The sequence below is a fragment of the Streptomyces sp. A18 genome, assembly GCF_059026065.1.
The window spans coordinates 54,955-78,313 of the sequence record NZ_JBWLKL010000005.1 but is presented as its reverse complement, the minus strand read 5'-3'; the positions used below and the strand labels follow the sequence as shown (position 1 = coordinate 78,313).

Genomic DNA, 23,359 nt, shown 5'->3' with positions numbered 1-23,359 from the left:
CTCTCCTCTGGTCTCACAAGTAGTGGGTTGCCGCGGCGTCGCCGATCTCCACGAGCAGCAGGCTCCACGCGGCGGCCGGGCTCGCGCTGAGCAGGACGGCGCGCTGTCCGTCCTGGAGTCCGCCGCGTTCGAGCTCCGTGTGGAGGTTCAACAGGACGTCGTTCGGGCCGAGATGCCCGTACCGCCGGAGGTTGTCGGAGCACGTCGTGCTGATCTTGATGTCGAGTGCCTCCTCGGTGAACCGGAAGCCGCCCGTGGAGAGGTTGTGGCTGAGATAGCAGTCGATGTCCGCCGTCGTGAGCCCGTTGCGTTCCAGGAGGCGCTGGTGCAGGGCGCGCAGACGGTTGCGGGTCTCCACCGCGAGCTTGAAGGAGTACGTGGGAAGGTCGCCGCACTTCTCGCGCCATTGGCCGGTGGGCCGGTCCCGGTAGTCGACGTGGAAGAGGTCCCAGTAATCGCCGTTGGTCTCCTGGACGATGTCGAGGACGCGGACCCGTCCGCTGCGGGAGATCACCACGGCCGCGCCGCCGTCGCCGCTCACGGTCACCGGATGCCGGTAGCGCTGCGGGGTGGGCGGCTTGCTGCCGTGTGCCACCAGGACGTGCTCCAGGTCCGGGTCCGCGGCGAGCAGTCCGCGGGCCGCGAGCAGCGCCGGAGTGAGCGAGACGCAGCCCAGGCCGCCGACGGAGAACGTCACCGCCCGCCGGGCGCCGAGCAGAGCCTGCAACCGGGTGGCCGATGAGCTCATCAGCCTCTCGGGGGCACGCGCGTCGATCAGGATCAGGGCGCCCAGGTCGTCCGCCGCGAGCCCGGCATCCGCCAGGGCCCGCTGGGCGGCGTGGGCGGCGAGGTCGAACGCGGACAGTGAGTCGTCCGCGCGGACCTCGTCGATGCCGAGCTGTGCGCAGGTCACCCGCTCGGCCTCGCCGAGCTGGTCGAGGCCGGGCAGCTCCGCGACGGGCAGCACACCGTCCGGCTGGTGCAGGGCCACCGCGTTGAGTGCCGTTGCCGGGGCCATTCAGCGGCTCCTGCCCGTGTCGCCCGCGCCTTCGGTGCCTTCCGCGGCGGCGAGCTCGGTGAATGCCTCGACCAAGTGGTCGGCGAACTTCTCCATGTCGGCGTCGGCCACCGACCCCCGCGACACCACACCGATCTCGAGTGTCCCGTCGATCACATGGCTCTCGACCACGATCGGCACCTGCGCGAGCAGCGACTCCGGCAGGGTGGACAGGGCCATCGACCGCATCCGGATCGAGGCCCCGGCCAGCTTGGCGAGCCCGTTGTTGGCGTTGGCCAGGTGCTCGACGAGGAGCTGCGGCTCGGCCAGGTCGCGCAGCCGCGCGACCTGGGAGGTGTGCGGGCTGAGGTGGCGCAGGACGCCATACCCGATGCCGTCGTTGGGAACGGCCAGAGCGGTGCCGGCCGCGGGCAGGAGATCGGCTGGCCCGGCATCGGGCCCGACCCGCAGGAAGGCCGGGAAGAGATGGGTGAACCAGCCGAAGGACACGCTCCGGTCGCCGTGCCACAGCGCGTTGGGCGCGGCGCCCATGCCCAGCGCGCTCAGGAAGGCGTCGGGCCTGCCGCGCCACCGGGACCAGGCCACGGCGACCGCGGCGAGCGCGGCCTGCTGGCCGGCGGGCCCGCTGTCGGACAGCTGCGACGCGACCCGGCCCTCGACCGTGCGGCTGACCAGGCTCGGCGGCTGGCCCGCCGTGCCGTTCTCGGCCACCGGTTCCGTCCCGGCCCCGGCGCTCAGGATGCCCTCCCAGTACGGAAGTTCACCGGCCACCTCGTCGGACGCGGACATCGACCGCAGCTGGCGCGTCCACTGCCGCCAGGCGGCCGGGCGGGCGATGGCCGGGGCCTGGCCGTCGAACGCCGCGTTCAGGTCGTCGATCAGCGGCACGAACGACAGGGCGTCGTAGACGAAGTGGTGGATGACGAACAGGATCACCCCCGGCAGGTCGGCGCCGCGGTCGTAGAACCTGGCCCGCAGCAGCGGACCCCGGCCGAGGTCGACGCCCGCGAGGAGCTCGTCCAGGTCGGCCCGCAGATAGGCGTCGAGCTGCTCCTCGTCCAGCGGCGGGAGCACCCTGACGTCGACGACCGGGGCGGTCTCGCGCTCGGCGCATTCGATGCGCCAGCCGAGGCTGTTGTGGCGGAACCGGTAGCGCAGCGGCTCCTGGACCTCGACGAGGCGCTCGAAGGCGGCGCGCACCGCGTCACCGCGGATGCCCGGGGCGGTCTCCAGGATCACGGGCCTGATGAAGTCCTGTGCCGCGTAGCCCGACGTGGCGAGCATGGCCTGCACCAGCGGGCTCGGCGGCACCGGCTCGGTCACCGATGACGCGGGTGCGGCGGCCGTCGCGGCCGTCGCGGGTGCGGTGCTGGGCGGGGAGACCTGCCCGGCGTACGCGGCGAGTTCGCGCAGGGTCGGGTGTTCGAGCACGTCGTGCGGGGTGAGGCGCAGTCCGGCTCGCGTGGCGCGCGATGCGATGGCCACGCTGAGCAGCGAGTCGCCGCCGATCTTGAAGAAGTTGTCGCCCGGTGCCACCCGGTCGATGCCCAGGAGATCGGTCCAGATGTCACCGAGGATCCGCTCGGCCTCACGCCCGGCCGCGCCGATGAACGCCCCTGGGGTCGCCGCCGTGGTCACCGAGGTCAGCTCGTCGATCGTGTCGTGGTCGGGCACGTTGGTCTCCTTCATCGATGTGCGGTCGAGCTTTCCGTTGCTTGTCTTGGGCAGGTCGGCATGGCGCTCGACCCGGCCGGGCACCATGTACTCCGGCAGCGCGCGGGCCACCCACTGCGTCAACTCGGCCTCTTCAGGGGCGTCCTCACCCGCGACATGGGCCACCAGGAGCAGGGCGCCGGAGGGCTGTCGCTCGGCGACGACCACCGCGTCGCGGACCCGCGGATGGTCCATCAGGGTCCGCTCGATCTCGGCGGGCTCCACGCGCTGGCCGCGCAGTTCGAGCTGGTGGTCCTGGCGCCCCTGGAACTCGAGGGTCCCGTCGTCGCGGATCAGGGCCAGATCGCCGGTGCGGTACATCCGGGCGCCGGGCTCGTCAGTGAAGGGGTTGGCCACGAACCGGACCGCGGTCACGCCGGGCTTGCCGTGGTAACCGCGGCCGACGTTGACGCCGCCGAGGTAGACCTCGCCCCGCTCGCCCCGCTTCACCGGCCGCCCCCGGGAGTCCAAGAGGTACACGTGGGCGCCCGGCAGCGTCCGCCCGATGTCCGGCAGCCCTTCGGCTCCGGACTCGGCGACGGCCACCCGGCCCGCGGTCGCGCAGAGCCCGCACTCGGTGGGCCCGTAGACGTTGAGCAGGGTGAACGGCGTCCGGCGGGGCGGACGCAGCCGCAGCGCGTCGCCGCCGGTGAGCATGAAGCGCAGCTTGAGGCCCGGCACATCGGGGAGTTCGGTCAGGATCAGCTCGGCGAGCGGGGTCGGCACTCCGGCCACGGTGACGCCGAGCCGGGCGAAGTCGGCGAGGAGGTTCTCCGGGGTCTGCAACCGGTCCTGTACGAAGCACAGGGTCACCCCGTGGTAGAGGGCGCACAGGACTTCGAACGCGGCCAGGTCGAACCCGGCGGCGGCCAGCTGCACCATCCGGTCGTCGGTGGTGAGCTCCGCCTCCTCGCCGAACCAGCGCAGCAGGTTGATCAGGACGCGGTGCTCGACCTCGCAGCCCTGCGGGTGGCCGGTGGAGCCCGAAGTGTGCACGACGTAGGCCAGGTTGGCGGTCCCCGCCCGCTGCGGCGGCGCGGCGTCGTTGTCCGCGCCCGCGTCCTCGGCGTCCACGTCGGCGATCCGCAGCGCCGGGAAGCCGGCGTCCTCGTAGCCCTCCATGCCCGTGCCCATGAGCAGGACGGGCGCGGTGATCCCGGCGAGGACGGAGCGCACCCGGCGCTCCGGCACGCTCGGGTCCACCGACGCGAACGCGCCGCCCGCCTTGAGGGCGGCGAGCCAGCCGACGACCAGGTCCGCGCCACGTTCGGCGATCACGGGGACGGCGACGTCCGGGCCGACGCCGCGCTCGACGAGGCGTCGCGCCACCCGGTTCGCCCGCCGGTCGATCTCCGCGAAGGTGTGCTCGCCCACCGCGTCGACGACGGCGGTCTCGTCCGGGCGCCGCGCGGCGTGCTCCGCGAAGACGTCGCTGATCAGCCGCTCGTCGGGCGACGCGAACGGCTGCCCGGCCAGGAGCGAGGGCCCGCGGTCCTCCAGGAGTTCGGCCAGGGGCCGGTCGGGCTCGCGCATCGCCGCCGCGGCGATCTCCTGGAAGAGGTCGACCAGGCGGCGCGCGGTGGCGGGGTCGAACAGGTCGACCGCGTACTCCAGGTAGCCGTCCATCGGACCGCCGTCCTGGTCGTACAGGCCAAACGTGAGGTCGAACTTGGACGTCCCGGGGGCGATCCCGGAGACCGTGGAGAGCTCTTCCCCGACGCGCTCTGCGGTGAGATCCGCCAGGTCGAAGGGGGCCGTGGCGGTGTTCTGGTGGGTGTAGCAGACGGTGAAGACCGGGTGGCGCGAGGGATCGCGATGGTCCGTGTCGGCGACGATCTTCGCGAAGGGGATCTCCTCGTGGTCAAGGACGCCGGTCGCCGTGGTCGCGCAGCGCGCCACCAGCTCGCGGAAGCTCAGGCCCTCGTCCACCCGCGTACGGAACGGCAGGAGGTTGTTGAAGTAGCCGATCAGGTCGTGCGTGGCGGCGTTGAACCGGCCCGTGGTCGCCGCCCCCACCACCACGTCCCGGTGGCCCGCCCACAGGTGCAGGACCGCGTCGATCACGGCGAGCATGGTGACGAAGCTCGTGGTGCTCTCGCGGACGCTGAAGGCGCGCAGCTGCCGGGCGAGTTCGTCGTCGAGGCAGAAGCGCACGCTGTCGCCCGCGAAGGACTGCACCGCGGGGCGCGGACGGTCGAGCGGCAGCTCGGGGGCGTCCAGGCCGCGCAGCTGCGTACGCCAGTAGTCGAGGCCGCGCTCCATGCGCTCCGCGTCCAGCCACCTCCGCTGCCAGGCCGCGAAGTCCGCGTACTGGACGGGTAGTTCGGGCAGCTCGGGCCCCGGGAGGCCGCGGCGGGCCGCGTAGCAGGCCGCGAGCTCGCGGTAGAAGACGGCCGGGGTCCAGCCGTCGAAGGCGATGTGGTGCCACGTGTGCGCCACCACGTGGTCCTGCTCGTCGAACTTGATCACCACGGTGCGGAAGAGCGGTCCACGCGCCATGTCGAACGGCTCCGTCGCCTCCGCCGTCATCGCCCGTGTCACCTCGGCGCGGCGCTCCGCGTCCGGCAGCGCCGTCAGATCGCGGAAGGTCAGTTGCGGCTCGGGCAGGTCGGCGAGCGCGTACGGCCTGCCGTCCTCGTCCAGGATGCGTGTGCGCAGGACCTCCTGCCGGGTCACCACGTCACACAGCGCGCCCCGGAACGCGTCGAGGTCGAAGGGGCCGATGTAGCGGAGGTTGACGGGGATGTTGTAGAGCGCGGTGCCCGGCTTCAGCTGGTCGAGGTACCACAGCTGCTCCTGGTTGAACGAGAGCGGCAGCCGGCCGGGGCGCGCTATCGGCGTGATCGTCCAGTCGTCGCGCTCCGGGCCCGCAGCGCGCAGCACGTCGATCCGCGTGGCCAGTTCGCGCAGCGTGGGGTACTCGTGCAGGTCGGCGAAGGAAAGGCGCACGCCGAACAGGTCCTGCGCCTTGCGCAGCACCATGATGCCCGCGATCGACGTGCCCCCGAGCTCGAAGTAGTTGGAGTCCGCCGTCACCTCGCCGGCCTTGAGGACGCCACCCCAGATCTCCGCCAACTCCCGTTCGGTTTCCGCTGGTTCGGCACCACCCTGCTGGGGCGTGGGCTGCTCGGAGGTAGCCGTCGCACTCGTGCGTGCGGGCAGCGCCGGGGCACCGGGCGGACGGCACCAGCAGGACACCTCGTCGACGTCGAAGGGGTAGGTCGGCACCTCGATGCGGTGTGCGTCGGTGTCCTCGTAGTAGCGGTTCCAGTCGAGGTCCGCGCCGAGCGAGTACAGCCGGCCGAGCGCGGAGAGCACGCCCTCCCGCGTGGGGTCCGCGAAGAGACGGACGACCGGCAGCTCCGGCGCGATCCGTGCGATCTCGCGCGACAGCGTGCCGTCCGCGGCCAGTTCGACCAGGACGGCGCCCTCGTCGGCGAGGCTGCGCACCGCACGGCTCAGCCCCTCCTTGTTGACCTGACTGGTGAGCGGTGCGTCCAGCGCCTTGCTCCGTGCCTCGGCCGCCGTCGCCGGGTCCTGGACGGACCGCACCACGAGATTGCCGATGCCGTTGCCGACCAGGCGTGCCTCGGTCAGCCCGAGGGAGCGCGCCAGGCGGTACGCCGCGTGCTGGCGGGCGAGCAGCCGGGCGCCGGGTGAGGCGTCGTCGGTGTCCCCGGCGGTGTCCACCTCGTCGGCCCGCTCGGGGAAGGCCGCGCGCAGGCCCGTCCAGGTCTCCTCGCCGAGCTCGGCGTCACCGGAGAAGAGCAGCACCACGGGCGCCTGGGTGGTCTGCTCGCGATCGCCGGGGTGCGGCGTGCGCAGTCGGGCGGCCAGCTCCTCGGTGTCGTGGGCGGTGGCGGCCCAGCGGTAGGGGTGGTCGTCGCGGCCACGGTTCAACGCGTGTGCCACATCGGGCAGGTGCTGCCCGGACCGGTCGAGGAAGTCGGCGACGCGCTGGGCGTAGGCCTGCAGGGCGTGGGGCGACTTGGCGGAGAGGGTGACCAGTTCGGCGACGCCGTCGCGCCGTGCCGAGGCCTGGGCCACGGCGGGCGGCTCCTCGACGACGGCGTGCACGTTCGTGCCGGTGAGGCCGAAGGAGCTCAGACCGGCCCGGCGGGCGCTGTCCGTCGTGCGCTCCCAGGCGGTGGCCTGCGTGTCGACCTGGACCGGGCCCGTGAAGTCGATCAGCGGGTTGGGCGTCTCGAAGTTGGGGTTCTGATATCGGGTCTCGTACCGCAGCCCGGCCAGGACCTTGAAGAGCCCGGCGATGCCGGCCGCGTGGTTGAGATGGCCGATGTTGCCCTTGACCCCGCTGATCCCGCACGGGCCGTCCGTGTCCACCTCGCCGAAGGCCTGCCGCAGCCCTTCGGCCTCGATCACGTCGCCCAGCCGGGTGCCCGATCCGTGGCACTCGATGTAGTCCAGCGCGCCGGGTCCGGCCTGCCGCCACGCCTCGACGAGTACCTGGGCCTGACCGCGGGCGCTCGGCGCGCTCATGCTGGTGGCGCGGAAGCCGTTGTGGTTGACGGCGATGCCGCGCAGCACGCCGTGAATGTGGTCCTCGTCGGTGATCGCGTCGCTCAGCCGCTTGAGGAGGACGAGCCCGCCGCCCTCACCCCCGGTGGCGCCGTCCGCCCGTGCGTCGAAGGGGCGGCACACGCCCTCAAGAGACTCCAGGCCGGGCGTGGGCACGCGCTCGTGCTCGGGCGCGATGACCGGGAAGACGCTGACCCCGCCCGCGAGCGCCAGGTCCGCCTGTCCGTTGCGCAGCTGGTCCACGGCGACCGCGATCGCGGTGAGGCTGCCGCTGCACGCGGTGTCCAGGACCAGCGTGGGCCCGGCCAGGTCGAGGAGGTAGGCGATGCGCCCGGCCGCCGCCGACGGGTGCGAGCCGAGGATCTGCTGCGGGTCCTCATCGGTGTAGAGGCTCGCGTAGTGGGGTTCGGGTGCGCTGAGGACGACCGCGGTGTTGGAGCCCTTCAGGTCGCCGGGCGCGTAACAGGCGTTCTCGATCGCCCGGTGGGCGAGCTGGGCGGTCAGGCGCTGATGCGGGTCCATCAACTCCGCTTCGCGCCGCGAGAGGCCGAAGAACCGGTGGTCGAAGAGGTCGATCCGGTTCAGGTAGCCCATCTTCACGTAGTCGACGTCGGTGCGCCCCGCGGCGTAGTGGATCCGGTCCTTGCCCGGTGCCCGCACGCTGATCCGCCCGCCGAGCAGGTTCTGGTGCAGGGTGTCCAGGTCGTCGGCCTCGGGCAGGGTCATGGCGACACCGATGATCGCCACGGCCTCCTGGCCGAGGGGCGCGCCCCCGGACGGAGTCGGGGTCGGGCTCGGGTGCGTCATAGTTCATACCCCAATTCGTCAGTGGTTTCGCGGGCGGTCGTGCCGTCGGGCTCGTCGGCCGCGTCGAGCAGGCGGGCCATCGCCTCGACCGTGGTGTGCTCGAAGTAGGCGCTCAACGGCACCGTGTTCAGGTTCAGTTCGGCCAGGCGGCTGCTCAGCGCGAGGAGGGAGAGGGAGGATCCGCCGGCCTCGAAGAACTTCTCGTGTACGCCGATCTCGTCCCTGTCGAGCAGGTCGGCCCAGATCGCTGCGACAGCTTGCTCGGTCGCCGTACGGGGCAGGACCACGGCGGCCCGGGGCCGGGCCCCGGGACTCGGGGGACTCGGCAGGGCGTGACGGTCCACCTTGCCGTGCCGGGTGAGCGGCAGGTCGTCGAGCTGGACGAAGGCGGACGGCACCATGTAATCCGGCAGGCCGCGTGCCAGGTGCCCGCGCAGTTCCTCGGGACCGACGGGCGAGTCCGGAGCGTCGGCCGCCACGACGTAGGCGATCAGTTGCAGGCCCCCGGTGCCGCCCGGGGCAGGCCGTGCGATCACGGCCGCCCCGGCCACGGCTGGATGAGCCAGCAGCGCGGACTCCACCTCGCCGGGCTCGACCCGGAAGCCGCGTATCTTCACCTGGTCGTCCGCACGGGCCTTGAACACCAGCTCGCCGTCCGCCGTCCACACCACCACGTCCCCCGTCCGGTACATGCGCTCACCCGCGCCGCCGTACGGGCAGGCCACGAAGCGCCCGGCCGTGAGCCCCGGCCGGTGCGCATAGCCCCGCGCAAGGCCCGAACCCGCGAGGTACAACTCGCCCTCGACGCCCGGTGTGACGGGCCGCAGACGCTCGTCCAGGACGTAGGCGCGCGTGTTGTCCATGGGTCGCCCCACCGGAAAGGCCGTACCGACCCGGTCGGCGGCGGTGACGCTGTGCGTGGTGGCGAAGATCGTCGCCTCGGTCGGTCCGTAGGCGTTGGTGACCGTGACACCAGGGCAGGCCGCAAGGACCCGTGTCACCGCTTGTGGGGGCACCGGCTCGCCACAGGGCAGGACCTCCCGCACTCCGGCGAAGCTGTCCGGGCGTTCATGGGCGATGACCGAGAAGTGCCCGGCGGACATGGTCAGTGCGGTCACCCGCTGCTCGGCGATGACCGTGGCGAGCGCGTCGACGTCCAGCTTCCCGGGCGGGGCCACCACGATCCGGCCGCCGTTCAGGAGCGGCACCCATATCTCGTAGCCGGAGATGTCGAACGTCGTCGCCGAGTGCATCAGCACCCGGTCCTGGGCCCCGCCGCGCCAGCGCCGATCCACGGCGAGGTCCACCGCGGCACCATGGCTGACCCCCGTGCCCTTGGGCACCCCGGTCGACCCCGACGTGTAGATGACGTACGCCAGCCGGTCCGGGCCGCCCGCGTCGGGGAGGTCGCCGCACGGGTGGGCGGCAACGGCAGCGGCGGTGTCCGGGTCGTCGACGACCAGCCGCGGGCAGGCACCCTGCGGCAGCGCGGACGCCGCGGCGGAGGTGGTGAGCACCAGTGCCGGGGAGGCGTCGCGGAGCATGAACTCCAGCCGCTGGGCGGGGTGGTCGTGCGCCAAGGGGACGTAGGCACCGCCCGCCTTCAGGGTGGCAAGCACCGCCACCACGTACGGGGCCGACCGGGGCACCGCCACGGCCACCGCCGACTCGGGTCCCACGCCCCGCCGCACCAGCTCCCGGGCGAGCCGGTTGGCGCGCTCGTTCAGCTCCCGGTAGGTCAGTGACTCCTCGCCGCTCACGACCGCGAGCTCGTCCGGTGCTTCCGCGGCCCGCTGCTCGAACAGCGCGGACACCGTCGTCCGCGGCGTGTCCACGGCCGTCTCGTTGACCTCGCGCAGCAGCAGGTCCCGCTCGGCGGGCACCAGCGCGTCCAGCGCGTCGAGGCGCGTCAGCGGGTCGGCCGCCAACTCCCGGACCAGGCGCACGAACCGTGCGGCCAAGGCGTCCGCCGTACCGCGGTCGAACAGGTCGGTGGCGTACTCGACGAGCCCGCGCAGCCCGTGTCCGGGCTGTCCGGCGGAGCCGTCCGGCGCGGCCGGCTCCTCGACCTGGAACAGCAGGTCGAACTTGGCGGTGCCGGTGACGACCGGTTCGGGGACGGCCCGCAGACCGGGCAGTTCCAGACCGGCCCATTCGTTCTGCCAGAAGAACGCCACCTGGAACAGCGGGTGGTAGGCGGTGGACCGCTCGGGATTGAGTGACTCCACGAGCCGCTCGAACGGCACGTCCTGGTGGTCGAAGGCGCTCACCGCCTTGTCCCGCACCTGCCGCACCACGGACTCGAACGACGCGTCGCCCGCGAGCGCGGCCCGCAGCACCCACGTATTGACGAAGAATCCCACCAGATCGGCCAGCCCCTCGTCGGTGCGCCCGGCGATCGGCGCGCCGAGGGTCACGTCATCGCCGCCGCCCATCAGATGCAGCAGCACCGCCAGGGCGGACTGCAGCACCATCGGCACCGTGGCGCCCTGCGCCCGCGCCAGCTCCTCGATCCGGGCGTGTACGTCGGCCTCGATGGCGAAGGAGACCGTGTCCCCCCGATGGCTCGCCACCGGCGGCCGCGGCCGGTCGAGGGGAAGCTGGAGCAGTTGCGGAGCCCCGGCGAGTTCCTTGTGCCAGTACGCCAGTTGACCCGCGATGCGGCTGTCGGGGTCGTCCGCCTCTCCCAGCAGCTCCCGCTGCCACAGCGCGTAGTCCGCGTACTGCACCGGCAGGTCCGCCCACCGCGGCACCTGGCCGCGCAGGCGCGCGGTGTACGCGGCCGTGAAGTCCCGTGCCAGCGGGGCCATCGACTCCCCGTCGGCCGCGATGTGGTGCATCGACAGGACGAACACATGCTCTCGGGCGCCGCACCGCAGCACGCTTGCCCGCACGGGTATCTCCGCCGCCAAGTCGAAGGGACGGCCCACCTCCTGGGACACCGCGTCCGTCATCGCACCGGGCGGCACGTCGCGCACCGGAACGTCGAGCACGAAGTCGTCCGCGGGCACCACCACCTGGGCCGCCACACCCCTGGCGTCCGCCACGAAGAGCGTGCGCAGGCTCTCGTGCCGCGCGACCACGTCACGGACCGCCGACGACAGCGCGTGTACGTCCAGTTGACCGCTCAGGCGCACCACGAGCGGCAGGTGGTACGTCGACAGGGGCTCCAGCTCGTCCAGGAACCGCAGGCGGCGCTGCGCGAACGACAGCGGGACCCGCTCCGGTCGCGCCGTGGCCCGCCGCAGCACCGGGCGGGACGGCCGCACTCCCGCGTCCATGTGCCGCGCCAGCTGCGCCACTGTCGCCGACTCGAACACCGCCCGCACGGAGACCTCGGCGCCGAAGACCGAACGCATCCGGTTGACCAACCGCGTGACCAGCAGCGAATGCCCGCCCAATGCGAAGAAGTTGTCGTCCATCCCCGCCTTCTCGACCCCGAGGACCTGCGCGAACAGCTCGCACAGGAGCTCCTCCCGCGGGGTGCGCGGCGCCCGGTAGGGAGCCGTGCCGGTCAACTCGGGGGCCGGGAGCGCCTGGCGGTCGAGTTTTCCGTTGGGGGCCAGAGGCAGGCGGTCGAGTGCCACGAAGGCGGCCGGGACCATGTACGCGGGAAGCCGCTCGGCGACGAAATCCCACAGCTCCGCTGAGGTCGGCTCCCGCACCCCCTCGAAGGGCACGACGTAGCCGACCAACAGGTGTGCGCCGTCGGCCTCTTGAGGGGCACGGACTTGAGGGGCATGGACCAGTACGGCGGCCTGGTCGACGCCCTCATGGGCGGTCAGGACGGCCTCGATCTCGCCGGGCTCGACACGGAAGCCGCGGATCTTCACCTGGGAGTCGCCGCGGCCCGCGTACTCCAACAGGCCTTGGTCGTTCCAGCGAGCCAGATCGCCGGTGCGGTACATCCGTGCGCCCGGCCGGGGAGCGTAGGGGTCGGCCACGTAACGCTCGGCCGTCAGGTCCGGACGCCCGCGGTAGCCGCGGCTGACCCTGCCCCCGACGTACAGCTCACCGACCACGCCCACCGGCACCGGCTCCAGGCCCGGCCCCAGGACGTAGGTGCGCATGTTGCCGAGCGGGGAGCCGATCGGCGCGGCGACCGTGGGCTCCTCGCCGGGTTCCACGCAGTGGGTGGTGGCGTAGAACGACTCGGTCTGGCCGTACGCGTTGACGACGCGGGTGCCGGGCAGGGCCTCACGTACCCGGCGCACCAGGGCCCCGGGCAGCGCCTCGCCGGCGAACACCACCGTGTCTGCGGTGACCTTGCCCTCGGCCGTGTCGAGCAACTCGGCGAAGACCGAGGGCACGGTGGAGAGCACGCCGCCGCTCCATCCGCCGCCCTCGCCGATGGCGAGCACATCACGGACGACCTCGACGGTGCCGCCGTGGGCGAGGGTGGTCACGGTCTCGTACACGGAGACGTCGAAGTTGACCGACGTGCCCGACAGGGTGCGGGTGCCTTTCGTGATGCCGGTGCGTTCGGCGAGCCGGAGCACTCCGTTGACGATGTTGGTGTGGGTGACCGTGACGCCCTTGGGTGTACCGGTCGAGCCGGAGGTGTACATCACGTACGCCGCGTTGTCGCCGTGCAGCGCGACCTCGGGCCGTGAGGCGCCGCCCCCCGTGGGCAACGGCAGCTCGTCGAGCAGAAGTTGCGGTACGTCGATGTCGCTCTGGGGCAGGGTGTCGCGGGTCCCGGTGTCGGTGAGCAGCAGGACCGGCCGCGCGTCGGCCAGGATGTGGGCCAGGCGTGCGCTGGGGTAGCGCGGGTCGATCGGCAGGTAGGCGCCGCCCGCCTTGAGTACCGCGAGCAGGGCGACCCACAGGTCCGCGGACCGGGGCAGGGACAGGGCCACGACGGTCTCCGGGCCTACCCCGCGCGCGATCAGTTCGTGGGCCAGCCGGTTGGTGCGCGCCTCCAGCTCCCGGTAGGACAGCGTGAGGTCGCCGTGCTCGATGGCCGGAGCGTCCGGGGTGCGCACCGCCTGCCGCGCGATGAGGTCGGGGACCGTCGCGTCGGGGGTGGGTGCCTCGGTGTCGTTGAAGCCGTGCAGTACCCACTCCCGCTCGTCCCGGTCGAGCACGTCCAGTTGCCCGGCCAACAGGCCTGGATCAGTAGCCAGTTGGGCGAGCACCCGCTGGAATCGGTCCGCGATCCGTCGCACGGTGTCCCGGTCGAGGACGTCCGGTTGGTGCTGTAGCGTCAGCCGCAGGTGGGGATCGACGGCGGCGTTCACCGTCAGTGGGTAGTGCGTGCCGGCCAGCGGGCGCAGGCCGGTGACCTCGATGCCCGACGCGGTGTGGGCCTCGCTCAGGCCGAGGCTGTCCACGGGATAGGAGTCGAACACCACGAGCGTGTCGAACAGTTCGCTCGTGCCGGTCGCCCGGTGGATCTCGCTCAGGCCGTAGTGGTGATGGTCGAGCAGCGCGGCCTGACGCTGCTGCAGGTCGGTGAGGAGCTGGGCGAGGGGAGCGCCGGGGGCACACCGCACGCGTACGGGAAGGGTGTTGGCGAAGAGGCCCACCATCGTGTCCACGTCGGGCACTTGGGCGGGACGGCCGGACACCGTAGCGCCGAACACCACGTCCTGGCGCCCGGTGAGACGGGCGAGCAGCATGGCCCAGGCCCCCTGCACCACGGTGTTGAGGGTGATCCCGAGCCCGGCCGCCCGCCGGGACAGCTCCCGGGCGGTGTCCGCGGGCAGCGCCACCTCCACCTGCCCGTGGCGGACCGCGCTCGCCGGGGAATCGTCCGGCTTCTCGGGTGCGGCAGCGCCCGGTGACACCAGCAGGGTCGGGCCGTCCACGCCATCGAGTTCCCGGGCCCAGGCGCGCGCGGCCGCGTCCTGGTCCTGCTGGGAGAGCCACCGCAGGAAGTCCCGGTACTCGGGGGCCCGCGGCAGCACCGAGACGTCGCCCTCGGAGGCGTACAACCGCAGCAGGTCCTCGATCAGGAGCGGGAACGACCAGCCGTCGAACAGCAGGTGATGGGCAGTGAGGATCAGTTCGGAGCGGTCCGCGCCCAGGCTCACCAGACCGATCCGCAGCAGCGGCGGCGCGGTCACATCGAAGGGGCTGCTCAGGTCATCGGCAAGGAACCGTTCGACGGCCGCGGCGCGCCCCGTCTCGTCCAGGCCGCTCGCGTCGATGTGCCGCCACGGCAGCGTCACGCCGGTGGCCACCAGCTGCACCGGATCGCCGCTCTCGCCGGGCACGAAGGCCGCCCGCAGCGCGGCGTACCGGTCGAGAAGTGCCTGACCGGCCGTGCGCATCCGCTCCGGATCCACGTGCCCGCTCAGGTGGAACACCAGCTGCATGTGATACGCGTCGAACGACGCGTCGGCCAGGAGAGAATGGAACACGAAGCCCGACTGCAGCGGCGTCAGCGGCCAGACGTCGGCAAGGCCCCGGTAGGCGCCCTCCCACTGCTCGATCTCGCGCTGCCCCACCGCCACCAACGGCAGGTCCGAGGGCGTGAGCCCGCCAGCGGTGCCCGCAGCGGTGACGTGCCGGGCCAGTCCTTCCAGAGCCGCCTGCCACTGTTCCGCGAGATCCTGGGCTTCTTCGCGCGCCAGCACTCCGGAGGCGAAGGCGAACTCGGCCTCCAGGACCGGTCCTTCAGCGGTGTCGGTGGCGAGCGCCTCGATGTGCAGTGCGGCCAGTGCGGGCATGCCGCTGTCCGGCGCGGGGACCGGCTCGACGGCTCCGGAGACCTGGTGGAAGCCGAGGCCTCGCAGGCCCTCCGGCATGTCGGCGGCGGAGAAGCGGCCCAGGTAGTTGAGCTCGATCTGCGGCGCGGGGTACTGCCGTAGTTCGGCGGCCGTCCGCGGGTTCAGGTGACGCAGCAAGCCGAAGCCGAGGCCGTGGTCGGGGATGGCCAGGAGGTGTTCCTTGACGGTCTTCAGGAGGGATCCGGCGGCCGGTCCGCCCGCGAGCACCTCGTCGAGATCGCATCCGGCGAGGTGCACGCGGACCGGGAACAGACTCGTGAACCAGCCGACCGTGCGGGACAGGTCCGCGCCGGGTACGGCGCCCTCCTCGCGGCCGTGCCCTTCTACACCGATCAGCACGGACGGGACGGGTCGTGCTGCCGACTCTGCCGACTGGGCTGGTCGCGCCGGATCGGGTGGATCGGCCGGTACGCCGTCGCCGCGTGCCGCCTCCCTGCGCGCGACGGCCACCGCAAGGGCCGCGAGCAGTCCGTCCTGGACGCCGCAGCGGAACGCGGCGGGCAGCGCGGTGAGCAGCGCCTCGGTGACCGGGGCCGAGAGCCGCACCCGCACGGTGTCCACGGTGTCCATGCGGTCCACGGCGGCGTCGAGCGGCCTGGAGCCGAGGACCGGGTCCGGCGCGTCCAGGACGGACCGCCACAGCTCCAGCTCCGCGACCCTGGCCTCGTCGGTCGCCTCCGCCGCGAGCGCGTGCTTCCAGCGCCGCGCGGAGGTCGCCACCCGCGGCAGGACCGGGGCCCGGCCTTCGCGGACCCCGGACCACGCGGCGGCGAGGTCCGGCAGCAGAATGCGCCACGACACCCCGTCCACCACCAGGTGGTGCAGGACAAGGACGAGCCGGCCCGCTCCGCCGGGCGCCGGGTCGAACCACAGGGCCTGCATCATGATCCCTGCAGCGGCGTTCAACCGCCGGGTGGCGGCGTCGAGTTCGGCCTGCGCGTCCCGCTGCCACTCCTCGCCCCAGCGGCCGTCGCACGTGACGCGGAGGATCAGCGCCGCGGGGTCCACCGAGCCGGGTGGCGCGACGCTCAGGCTCCCGTCACCGGCGGACTCCAGGCGTGATCGCAGTACGTCGTGGTGGTCGAGGACCGCGCCCAGCGTGGCCGCAAGGCCCGCCAGGTCGATTCCCTCGGGCAGCTCGACCAACGCCGACATGGTGAACCGGTCCCAGCTGCCGCCGAGTTCGCGGATGTGATGGGCGATCGGCGGCAGCGGCATCGGGCCGACACCGCCGCCGTCGAACTCATCGAGCGCCGTCCCCGCCGTATCCGCCGCGCCCCATCGTCGCTGCGAGGCGAGTCGGGCGAGACCGGCCACCGTGCGGGCCTCGAAGATCTGGCGCGGTGTGACCTCGACGCCGCGGGCCCGAGCCCGGGACACCACCTGGATGGAGCGGATGCTGTCCCCGCCCACGGTGAAGAAGTCGTCGTCGGCGCCCACCCGGTCCACGCCGAGCACCTCGGCGTACACCGATGCCAGGATCTCCTCCACCGGCGACTGCGGGGCACGGTAGCTGCCGCCGCCGAACTCGGGGTCGGGCAGAGCCGCCCGGTCCAGCTTCCCGTTGGGAGCCAGCGGCAGCCGGTCCAGGACGACGAACGCGGCCGGGACCATGAACTCCGGCAGCCGCTGTGCCGCGAACCTGCGCACCTCGCCGGCAGACACCCCGGGGGTGAGGGCGATGTCGCCCCCGCCCGCGCCCGCGCCGAGTGCGGGCACCAGGTACGCGACGAGCTGCTTGCCGGTCCCACGGCCCGCGCGCGCGGCCACCGCGGCCTGCGCCACACCGGGGTGGGCGGCCAGGGCGGCCTCGACCTCGCCGGGCTCGATGCGCAGCCCGCGGATCTTCAGCTGTGCGTCGGCGCGACCCGCGTAGTGCAGCTGACCCTGCTCGTCCCAGCTCGCCAGATCGCCGGTGCGGTACATCCGCGCGCCCGGCTCGGGAGCGTACGGGTCGGCCAGGAACCGTTCCGCGGTGAGCGCGGGGCGCCCGTGATAGCCGCGGCCCACCGCGCCCGCGACGTACAGCTCGCCGACCACGCCCACCGGCACCGGCTCCAGGCCGGGCCCGAGGACGTAGGTGCGCATGTTCCCCAACGGGCGGCCGATCGGCGCGCCGCCGCCCGCGACCGGGTCCACGCCCTCGTGCCCGGCCGGTAGCTCGGCCACGGTCGCGTAGAAACTCTCGCTCTGCCCATAGGAGTTGACCACGCGCACCCCCGGCAGGGCGGCCTGGACCCGAGCCACCAGCGCGGTGGGCAGCGCCTCGCCCGCGAAGACCAGGGTGGCCACGTCGATACGGTCGGCGATGTCGTCGAGGAGCTCCGCGAAGACCGAAGGCACGGTGCTGATCACCGCGCCGGTCCACTCGGCACGCTCGCCGAGCTCCAGGACGTCCCGGACCACCTCGACCGAGCCGCCGGTCGACAGCGCCGTCACGATCTCGAACACCGACACGTCGAAGGCGACCGATGTCCCGGCGAGGACCCGCGTCCCGGCCGTGACGCCGGCCGGCCCCGCGAGGCGCAGTACGCCGTTCACGACGCCGTGGTGGGTGATCGCGACGCCCTTCGGGGCGCCGGTGGAGCCGGAGGTGTACATGACGTAGGCGAGGTTCTGCGGCGACAACGGGCCCGCGCGTTCGTCGTCCCGCAGGTCCGCGCCGTCACCGGAGTCGAGGTCCAGCTCGTCGACGAGCAGCCGGACGGGCCCGTCGGCGTCCGTGGCGTCCGAGGCGTCCGTGGGCAGGATGCCCTGCGTCGCCGAGTCGGTCAGGAGGCACCGGGGGCGTGCGTCGGCCAGGACGTGGCCGAGCCGACGGCTCGGATAGCGGGGGTCGACGGGCAGGTGCCCCGCGCCGGCCTTCCAGATGCCGAGCAGCCCCACCACCAGGTCGGCCGAGCGGGGCAGGGCGAGCGCCACCAGCTGCTCCGGACCCGCACCGTGGCGGACCAGTTCCCGGGCGAGCCGGTTCGCGCGGGAGTTCAACTCCCCGTACGTCAACGTCACGTCGCCGCACACGACCGCGACAGCGTCCGGCGTGGCCATCACGTGCTGCTCGAAGAGGCCGGGCACCGTGAGGTCCGGCGTGACAGCGGCCGTGTCGTTGAACGCGTGCAGCAGCCGCTCCCGCTCACCGACCCCAAGTGCGTCCACGGCCCCGACCCGCAGCCCGGGTTCGGCGGCCAACTTCCCTGCCATCCGCACGAACCGCGCCGCCAGCGCCTCAGCCGTGCTCCGGTCGAAGAGGTCGGTGGCGTACTCGACCTCGCCCGAGATCCCGCCCCCGGACCCCTCGGACATGCTGAAGAGGAGGTCGAACTTGGCGGTCGCGGTCGGGACGGGCGCGAACAGGGCCTGGTGGCCGCCCAGTTCGACGTTCTCGCGGCCATTGCCCTGCCAGGCGAACATGACCTGGAACAGCGGGTGGTGGGCGGTGGAGCGCTCGGGATTGAGGGCCTCGACGAGCCGCTCGAAGGGCACATCCTGGTGGTCGTAGGCGCTGACGGCCTTGTCCCGCACCTGCCGCACCAGGGACTCGAACGGCGGGTTGTCCGAGAGGTCGGCCCGCAGCACCCACGTGTTGACGAAGAACCCGACCAGATCGGCGAGCCCCTCATCGGTGCGCCCGGCGATCGGCGCGCCGATCGTCAGGTCGTCACCCCCGCCCATCAGGTGCAGCAGCACCGCGAGCGCGGACTGCAGCACCATCGGCACGGTGGCGCCCTGAGCGAGCGCCAACTCCTGGAGCTGTGCGAGTACGTCGGGGTCCAGGGCGAAGGCGACCGTGTCACCCCGGTGGCTCGCCACCGGCGGCCGTGGCCGGTCGAGCGGAAGCCGCAGCGGCTGCGGCACTCCCGCGAGTTCCGCGCGCCAGTACGCCAGCTGGGCGGTCGCGAGGCTCTCGGGGTCAGTCTCCTGCCCCAGCAGCTCCCGCTGCCACAAGGCGTAGTCCGTGTACCGCACCGGAAGGTCGGCCCATGCGGGCGCCTCACCGCGCTCACGCGCGTCGTACGCCGTGGCCAGATCCCGGGCAAGCGGCCGCATCGACGCGCCGTCGGCGGCGATGTGGTGCAGCACCAGGACAAGTACGTGCTCGTCCGCACCCGACCGCAGCACACACGCCCGCACGGGTATCTCCGCCGACAGATCGAACCGATGGGCGACCTCTCCCGCCACCGAGGCGGTCACGGCGTCCGGCGCCACATGGCGCACCGGCACATCGAGGACGAGGTCGCCCTCCTCCACGACCACCTGCGACGCGACCCCCTGGCCATCCGCCACGAACAGGGTCCGCAGGCTCTCGTGCCGCACCACCACGTCCCGCACCGCCGACACGAGTGCTTCCGCGTCGAGTTCACCGCTCAGCCGCAGCGTGTAGGACAAGTTGTACGTGGCCGAAGGCCCCTCGTAGCGGTCCAGGAACCACAGCCGGCTCTGCGCGTACGACAGGGGCACCCGCTCCGGCGTCACCTGGGCCCGCCGCAGCGCCGGACGCGACGACCGCTTCCCCGAACCCAGGTGCTCCGCGAGCAACGCCACGGTCGGCGACTCGAACACCACCCGAAGCGGCAGCTCCACCCCGAGGGCCGAGCGCATCCGGTTCGCCAGCCGGGTGGCGAGGAGCGAGTGTCCGCCCAGATCGAAGAAGCTGTCGTCGATCCCGACCCGCTCGACCCCCAGGATGTCCCCGAACAGCTCGCACAGGGACTCCTCCTGGGGCGTGCGAGGCGCGCGCCCGGTGCTCGCCCCCGCCATGTAGTCGGGCGCGGGCAGCGCGCGCCGGTCCAGCTTTCCGTTCGGATTCAGCGGCACCTCGGCGAGGGTCAGCACGGTCGACGGCACCATGTACTCGGGCAGCCGCGCCGCCACATGGGCGCGCAGCTCGGCGGAGGTCGGCACGGTGGTGGCATCGGCGGGCACCGCATAGCCCACCAGGCGCCGGTCGCCGTCCCGCTCGTGACGGACGACGACGGCCCGGTCCACGCCCGGGTGCGTGGCCAACACGGCCTGGACCTCGCCGAGTTCGATGCGGAATCCGCGGATCTTGACCTGGTCGTCCGCGCGACCGTGGAAGACGAGCTGGCCGTCGGGGGCCCAAGTGACGACGTCGCCGGTGCGGTACATCCGGCGGCCGGACGCGCCGAACGGACAGGCCACGAAGCGTCCGGCGGTCAGACCCGGGCGGCCGAGGTAGCCGCGCGCGAGCGCCTCGCCCGCCACGTACATCTCGCCCGCCACACCGGGTGGCACTGGCCGCAGCGCGTCATCAAGGACGTACACCTGGGTGTTGGCGACCGGTCGGCCGATGGGGGGAGTGCGGCCGTCGGCCGTAAGGAGATCGCTGAAGGTCACGATCGCCGTGGTCTCGGTCGGCCCATAGGCGTTGACCAGGTCCCGGCCCTGCGACCAGCCCGTCGCCAGCTCCGGCGTGGCCGCGTCGCCACCCACGGCGAGGGAGACCACCCCGGGCAGAGAGCCGGACGGCAGCGCCCCGAGAACGGCGGGCGGCAGGAACACATGGGTCACGTGCCGACCGGCGATCGTGTCGATCAGCGGCCCGCCCGGGGCGAGTTGCTCCTGCGGGGCGAGCACGAGGGTGGCCTCCGTGAAGAGAGCCATGCACACCTCGTAGACCGAGACGTCGAAGCTCGGCGATGCGAACTGCAGCACGCGGCTCGCGGCCGTCAGGCCGAGCCGCGTCTGCTGCGTCGCGACCAGACTGGCCACCCCGGAGTGAGTGACGGCCACGCCCTTCGGCCGCCCGGTCGAACCCGACGTGTAGATCACGTACGCGGCGTTCGCGACGGACACCGGTCCGCCCGGCCGCTCCTCATCGGTGACCGGAGTGCCGTCGTGCCGCGCGATCGCCGCGGCGGTGGCGGGCTCGTCCAACCGCAGTACGGGCACGGCGAGTTCGGGCAGCGCGTCCACCGTGGCCCCTGCCGCCAGGACCAGCAGGGTGCGGGAGTCCTCCACCATGTAGGCGATCCGGTCCGCGGGGTACGCGGAGTCCACCGGCAGATAGGTGCCGCCCGCCTTCATCACGGCGAGGAACGCCACCACCAGGTCGGGGGAGCGCGGCAGCGACACCGCCACCACGGTCTCCGCCGCCACGCCGTGCAGGATCAGTTCGCGTGCGAGCCGGTTCGCGCGCGCGTCCAGGTCGCGGTACGTCAGCGACGTGTCGCCGTACTCGACCGTGACCGCGTCGGGTGTCGCGGCGGCATGCTGCTCGAAGAGTCCGGGGACGGTGGCCGCCTCGACGGGCACGGCGGTGGCGTTGTGCCCGTGCAGCAGCAGATCCCGCTCGGCGGGGCCGAGCAGGTCGAGGTGGGCGAGGGGCAGTTCGGGGTCGGCGGCGATCTGCCGCAGGAGGCGGGCCAGCCGCTCGGCGACGGTCTCGACGCCGCTGTGGTCGAAGAGGTGGCGCTGGTACTGCACGGCCACCTGGAGGTGTGGCTCGGTGTCGACGGTGACCGTCAGCGGATAGTGGGTACCGGCGGACGAACGAACACCGGTGATCTCGAAGCCTTCGTCGCCATCGCCCTGGAGGTCCACGCCGCGGATGCCCACCGCGTACGACTCGGACGTCACCAGCGTGTCGAACAGGACGCTCTTGCCCGTGGCCCGATGGATGTCGGCGAGGCCGCAGTAGTGGCCGGAGAGCGCCTCCTGCCGCTGCCGCATGCCACGCAGCAGATCGGCCACGGTGTCTGCGGGTGTGAGCCGGACCCGCACCGGGAGCGTGTTGACGAACAACCCGGCCATCGAGGCCACGCCGGGCACCGCTTGCGGACGTCCGGGCACGGTAGTCCCGAACACCACGTCCCGCTGCCCGGTGAGCCCGGCGAGGAGCAGCGCCCAGGCGCCCTGTACGACGGTGTCCAACGGCACATGCAACTCGGCGGCGTGCAGGTGAAGTCGACGCGCTTCGGCCGAGGTCAGGGGGACTTCGACTTCACTGACCCCTGCGGACGCGTCCCCGCTCGCTTCGGATCCGGATCCGGAGCGGGCCTCGATCACTGGAGCCAGCAGGGTCGGGTCTTCCACCCCCGCAAGCTCCTCGGCCCACACACGAGCCGCCGCTTCCCGGTCCTGCCCTGACGACCACACCAGGAAGTCCCGGTACTCGGCCACGGGCGGCAGCGCGGAAGCGTCCCCGGCAGCCGCGTAGAGGTGGAGAAGATCCTGCACAAGGAGCGGCAGCGATCCACCGTCGAACAGCAGATGATGTGCCGTCAGTGCCAACTCGAAGCGCTCGGCGCCCACCTTCACCAGCGCCATTCGCAGCAACGGCGGCTCCGTCACATCGAAGTGGCTGCGCAAGTCCTGTGCGAGGAAGGCGGCGACCGCCGGACCCGGCACAGCCGCGCCCGCGGCGATCTCCGTCTGCGTCCCTACGGCCGCCAGGTCCACCTCACGCCACGGCAGCTCCACCCCGTCGACGACCACCTGCACCGATTCCCCGCCGGATCCCGGCACGAATGCCGTCCGCAGATTCGCGTACCGGTCGAGCAGTGCCTGCCCTGCCGCCCGCATGCGCTTGGCCGCCACCGGTCCGCGCAGCGCGATGACGAACTGCATCTGGTAGGTCCCCTGCGACGCGTCGTCGAGGAGCGTGTGGAAGAGCAGCCCCTCTTGCAGCGCCGTCAGTGGCCACACCTCAGCGAAACCCGGGTACCGACGCTCCCACATCTCGATCTCGCGCCGACCAACTGGCGCCGGCGACACCCCGGCCGCTCCGCTCCGCAGGCCGGGATCCGCCACCACCTGGCGAATGATCTGCACGAACCGCTCCGCGAGCGACTCAGCAGCCGCCCGGCCGTACATGTCACCGTCGTACCGGATTGTGCCGACCAGCCCTTCTCCGAGGGCTTCTCCGGGGGCGACAGACAGAGGGCCGAGCCCGGAGTGGGAGTCCTCAGAGGGCATCGGGCTCGCGACCCGATCCCGCATACGCGTCACCAGCGCGGCGAACGACGACTCGTCGCCCGCCGGAATCACTGACGGCACGCCGAGGCGGTGCAGCAGGACCGTGAACGCCGCCTGCAGCACCAAAGTCGCCGTGGTGTCACGCTCGTCGGCCAACTCCTCGACCATGCGCAGGAGGTCGCGGTCGAGGTGAAACTCCACCGAGTCACCAACGGACCGGGGGTCTCCCGGCTCATCCGAGCCGGACCAGTGCGACGAGGCGAAGCGGCCGAGTTCGTTCAGAGAGGTAGCCACGGAGAACCGCACTCCCATCTAGTGGGGGCAAAAGCGAGACGCCCCCTGCGCAGGACTGCAGCCGGGACCGGCGGTGGGGACATCCACCGACGATGCCGGACAGCGCACCCTACGGACCGATTTCTCCGCCTGCTCGGCAGCCCGCCTCAAGTTGGAGTCAAGTTCCGGTTGTTGCACGCACGGCGAAGCGTGCGCTGTCCCGTCGGCACCGGACGGAATCCGGGGTGCGGGACGTCCCCGCGGTCGCGACATACACGGCAGGCGGCTTCCGACAACTCCCCGAGATCCGGGGCCTCGCGAACTGCCCGCCCTCAGGGGC

The 23,359-nt window shown here is 72.5% G+C and carries 3 protein-coding genes; all 3 read right to left on the bottom strand.

Features of this window, described 5'->3' with window-relative positions; translation table 11 throughout:
* Positions 1–13: 13 nt before the first annotated feature.
* The 3 genes from AC5P1C_RS10425 to AC5P1C_RS10415 are packed head-to-tail and all read right to left on the bottom strand — an operon-like array spanning position 14 to position 23,040.
* Positions 14–1,018, bottom strand: coding sequence for a 3-oxoacyl-[acyl-carrier-protein] synthase III C-terminal domain-containing protein (locus tag AC5P1C_RS10425; protein WP_493865438.1), 1,005 nt, complete (start codon positions 1,016–1,018; stop codon positions 14–16).
* Positions 1,019–8,077 (bottom strand): amino acid adenylation domain-containing protein, encoded by a 7,059-nt coding sequence (locus AC5P1C_RS10420; RefSeq protein WP_493865437.1) that lies wholly within the window; start codon positions 8,075–8,077, stop codon positions 1,019–1,021.
* A complete protein-coding gene (locus AC5P1C_RS10415; RefSeq protein ID WP_493865436.1) occupies positions 8,074–23,040 on the bottom strand; it encodes a non-ribosomal peptide synthetase in 14,967 nt (4,988 codons plus the stop codon). The genes AC5P1C_RS10420 and AC5P1C_RS10415 overlap by 4 nt, the downstream gene beginning before the upstream one ends.
* Between the last annotated feature and the right edge of the window lie 319 nt (positions 23,041–23,359).

What these genes read in the sequence shown, in the direction of transcription:
- AC5P1C_RS10420 (WP_493865437.1), bottom strand. Translation starts at nt 8,077, where the DNA reads ATGACGCACCCGAGCCCGACCCCGACTCCGTCCGGGGGCGCGCCCCTC.
- AC5P1C_RS10425 (WP_493865438.1), bottom strand. Translation starts at nt 1,018, where the DNA reads ATGGCCCCGGCAACGGCACTCAACGCGGTGGCCCTGCACCAGCCGGAC.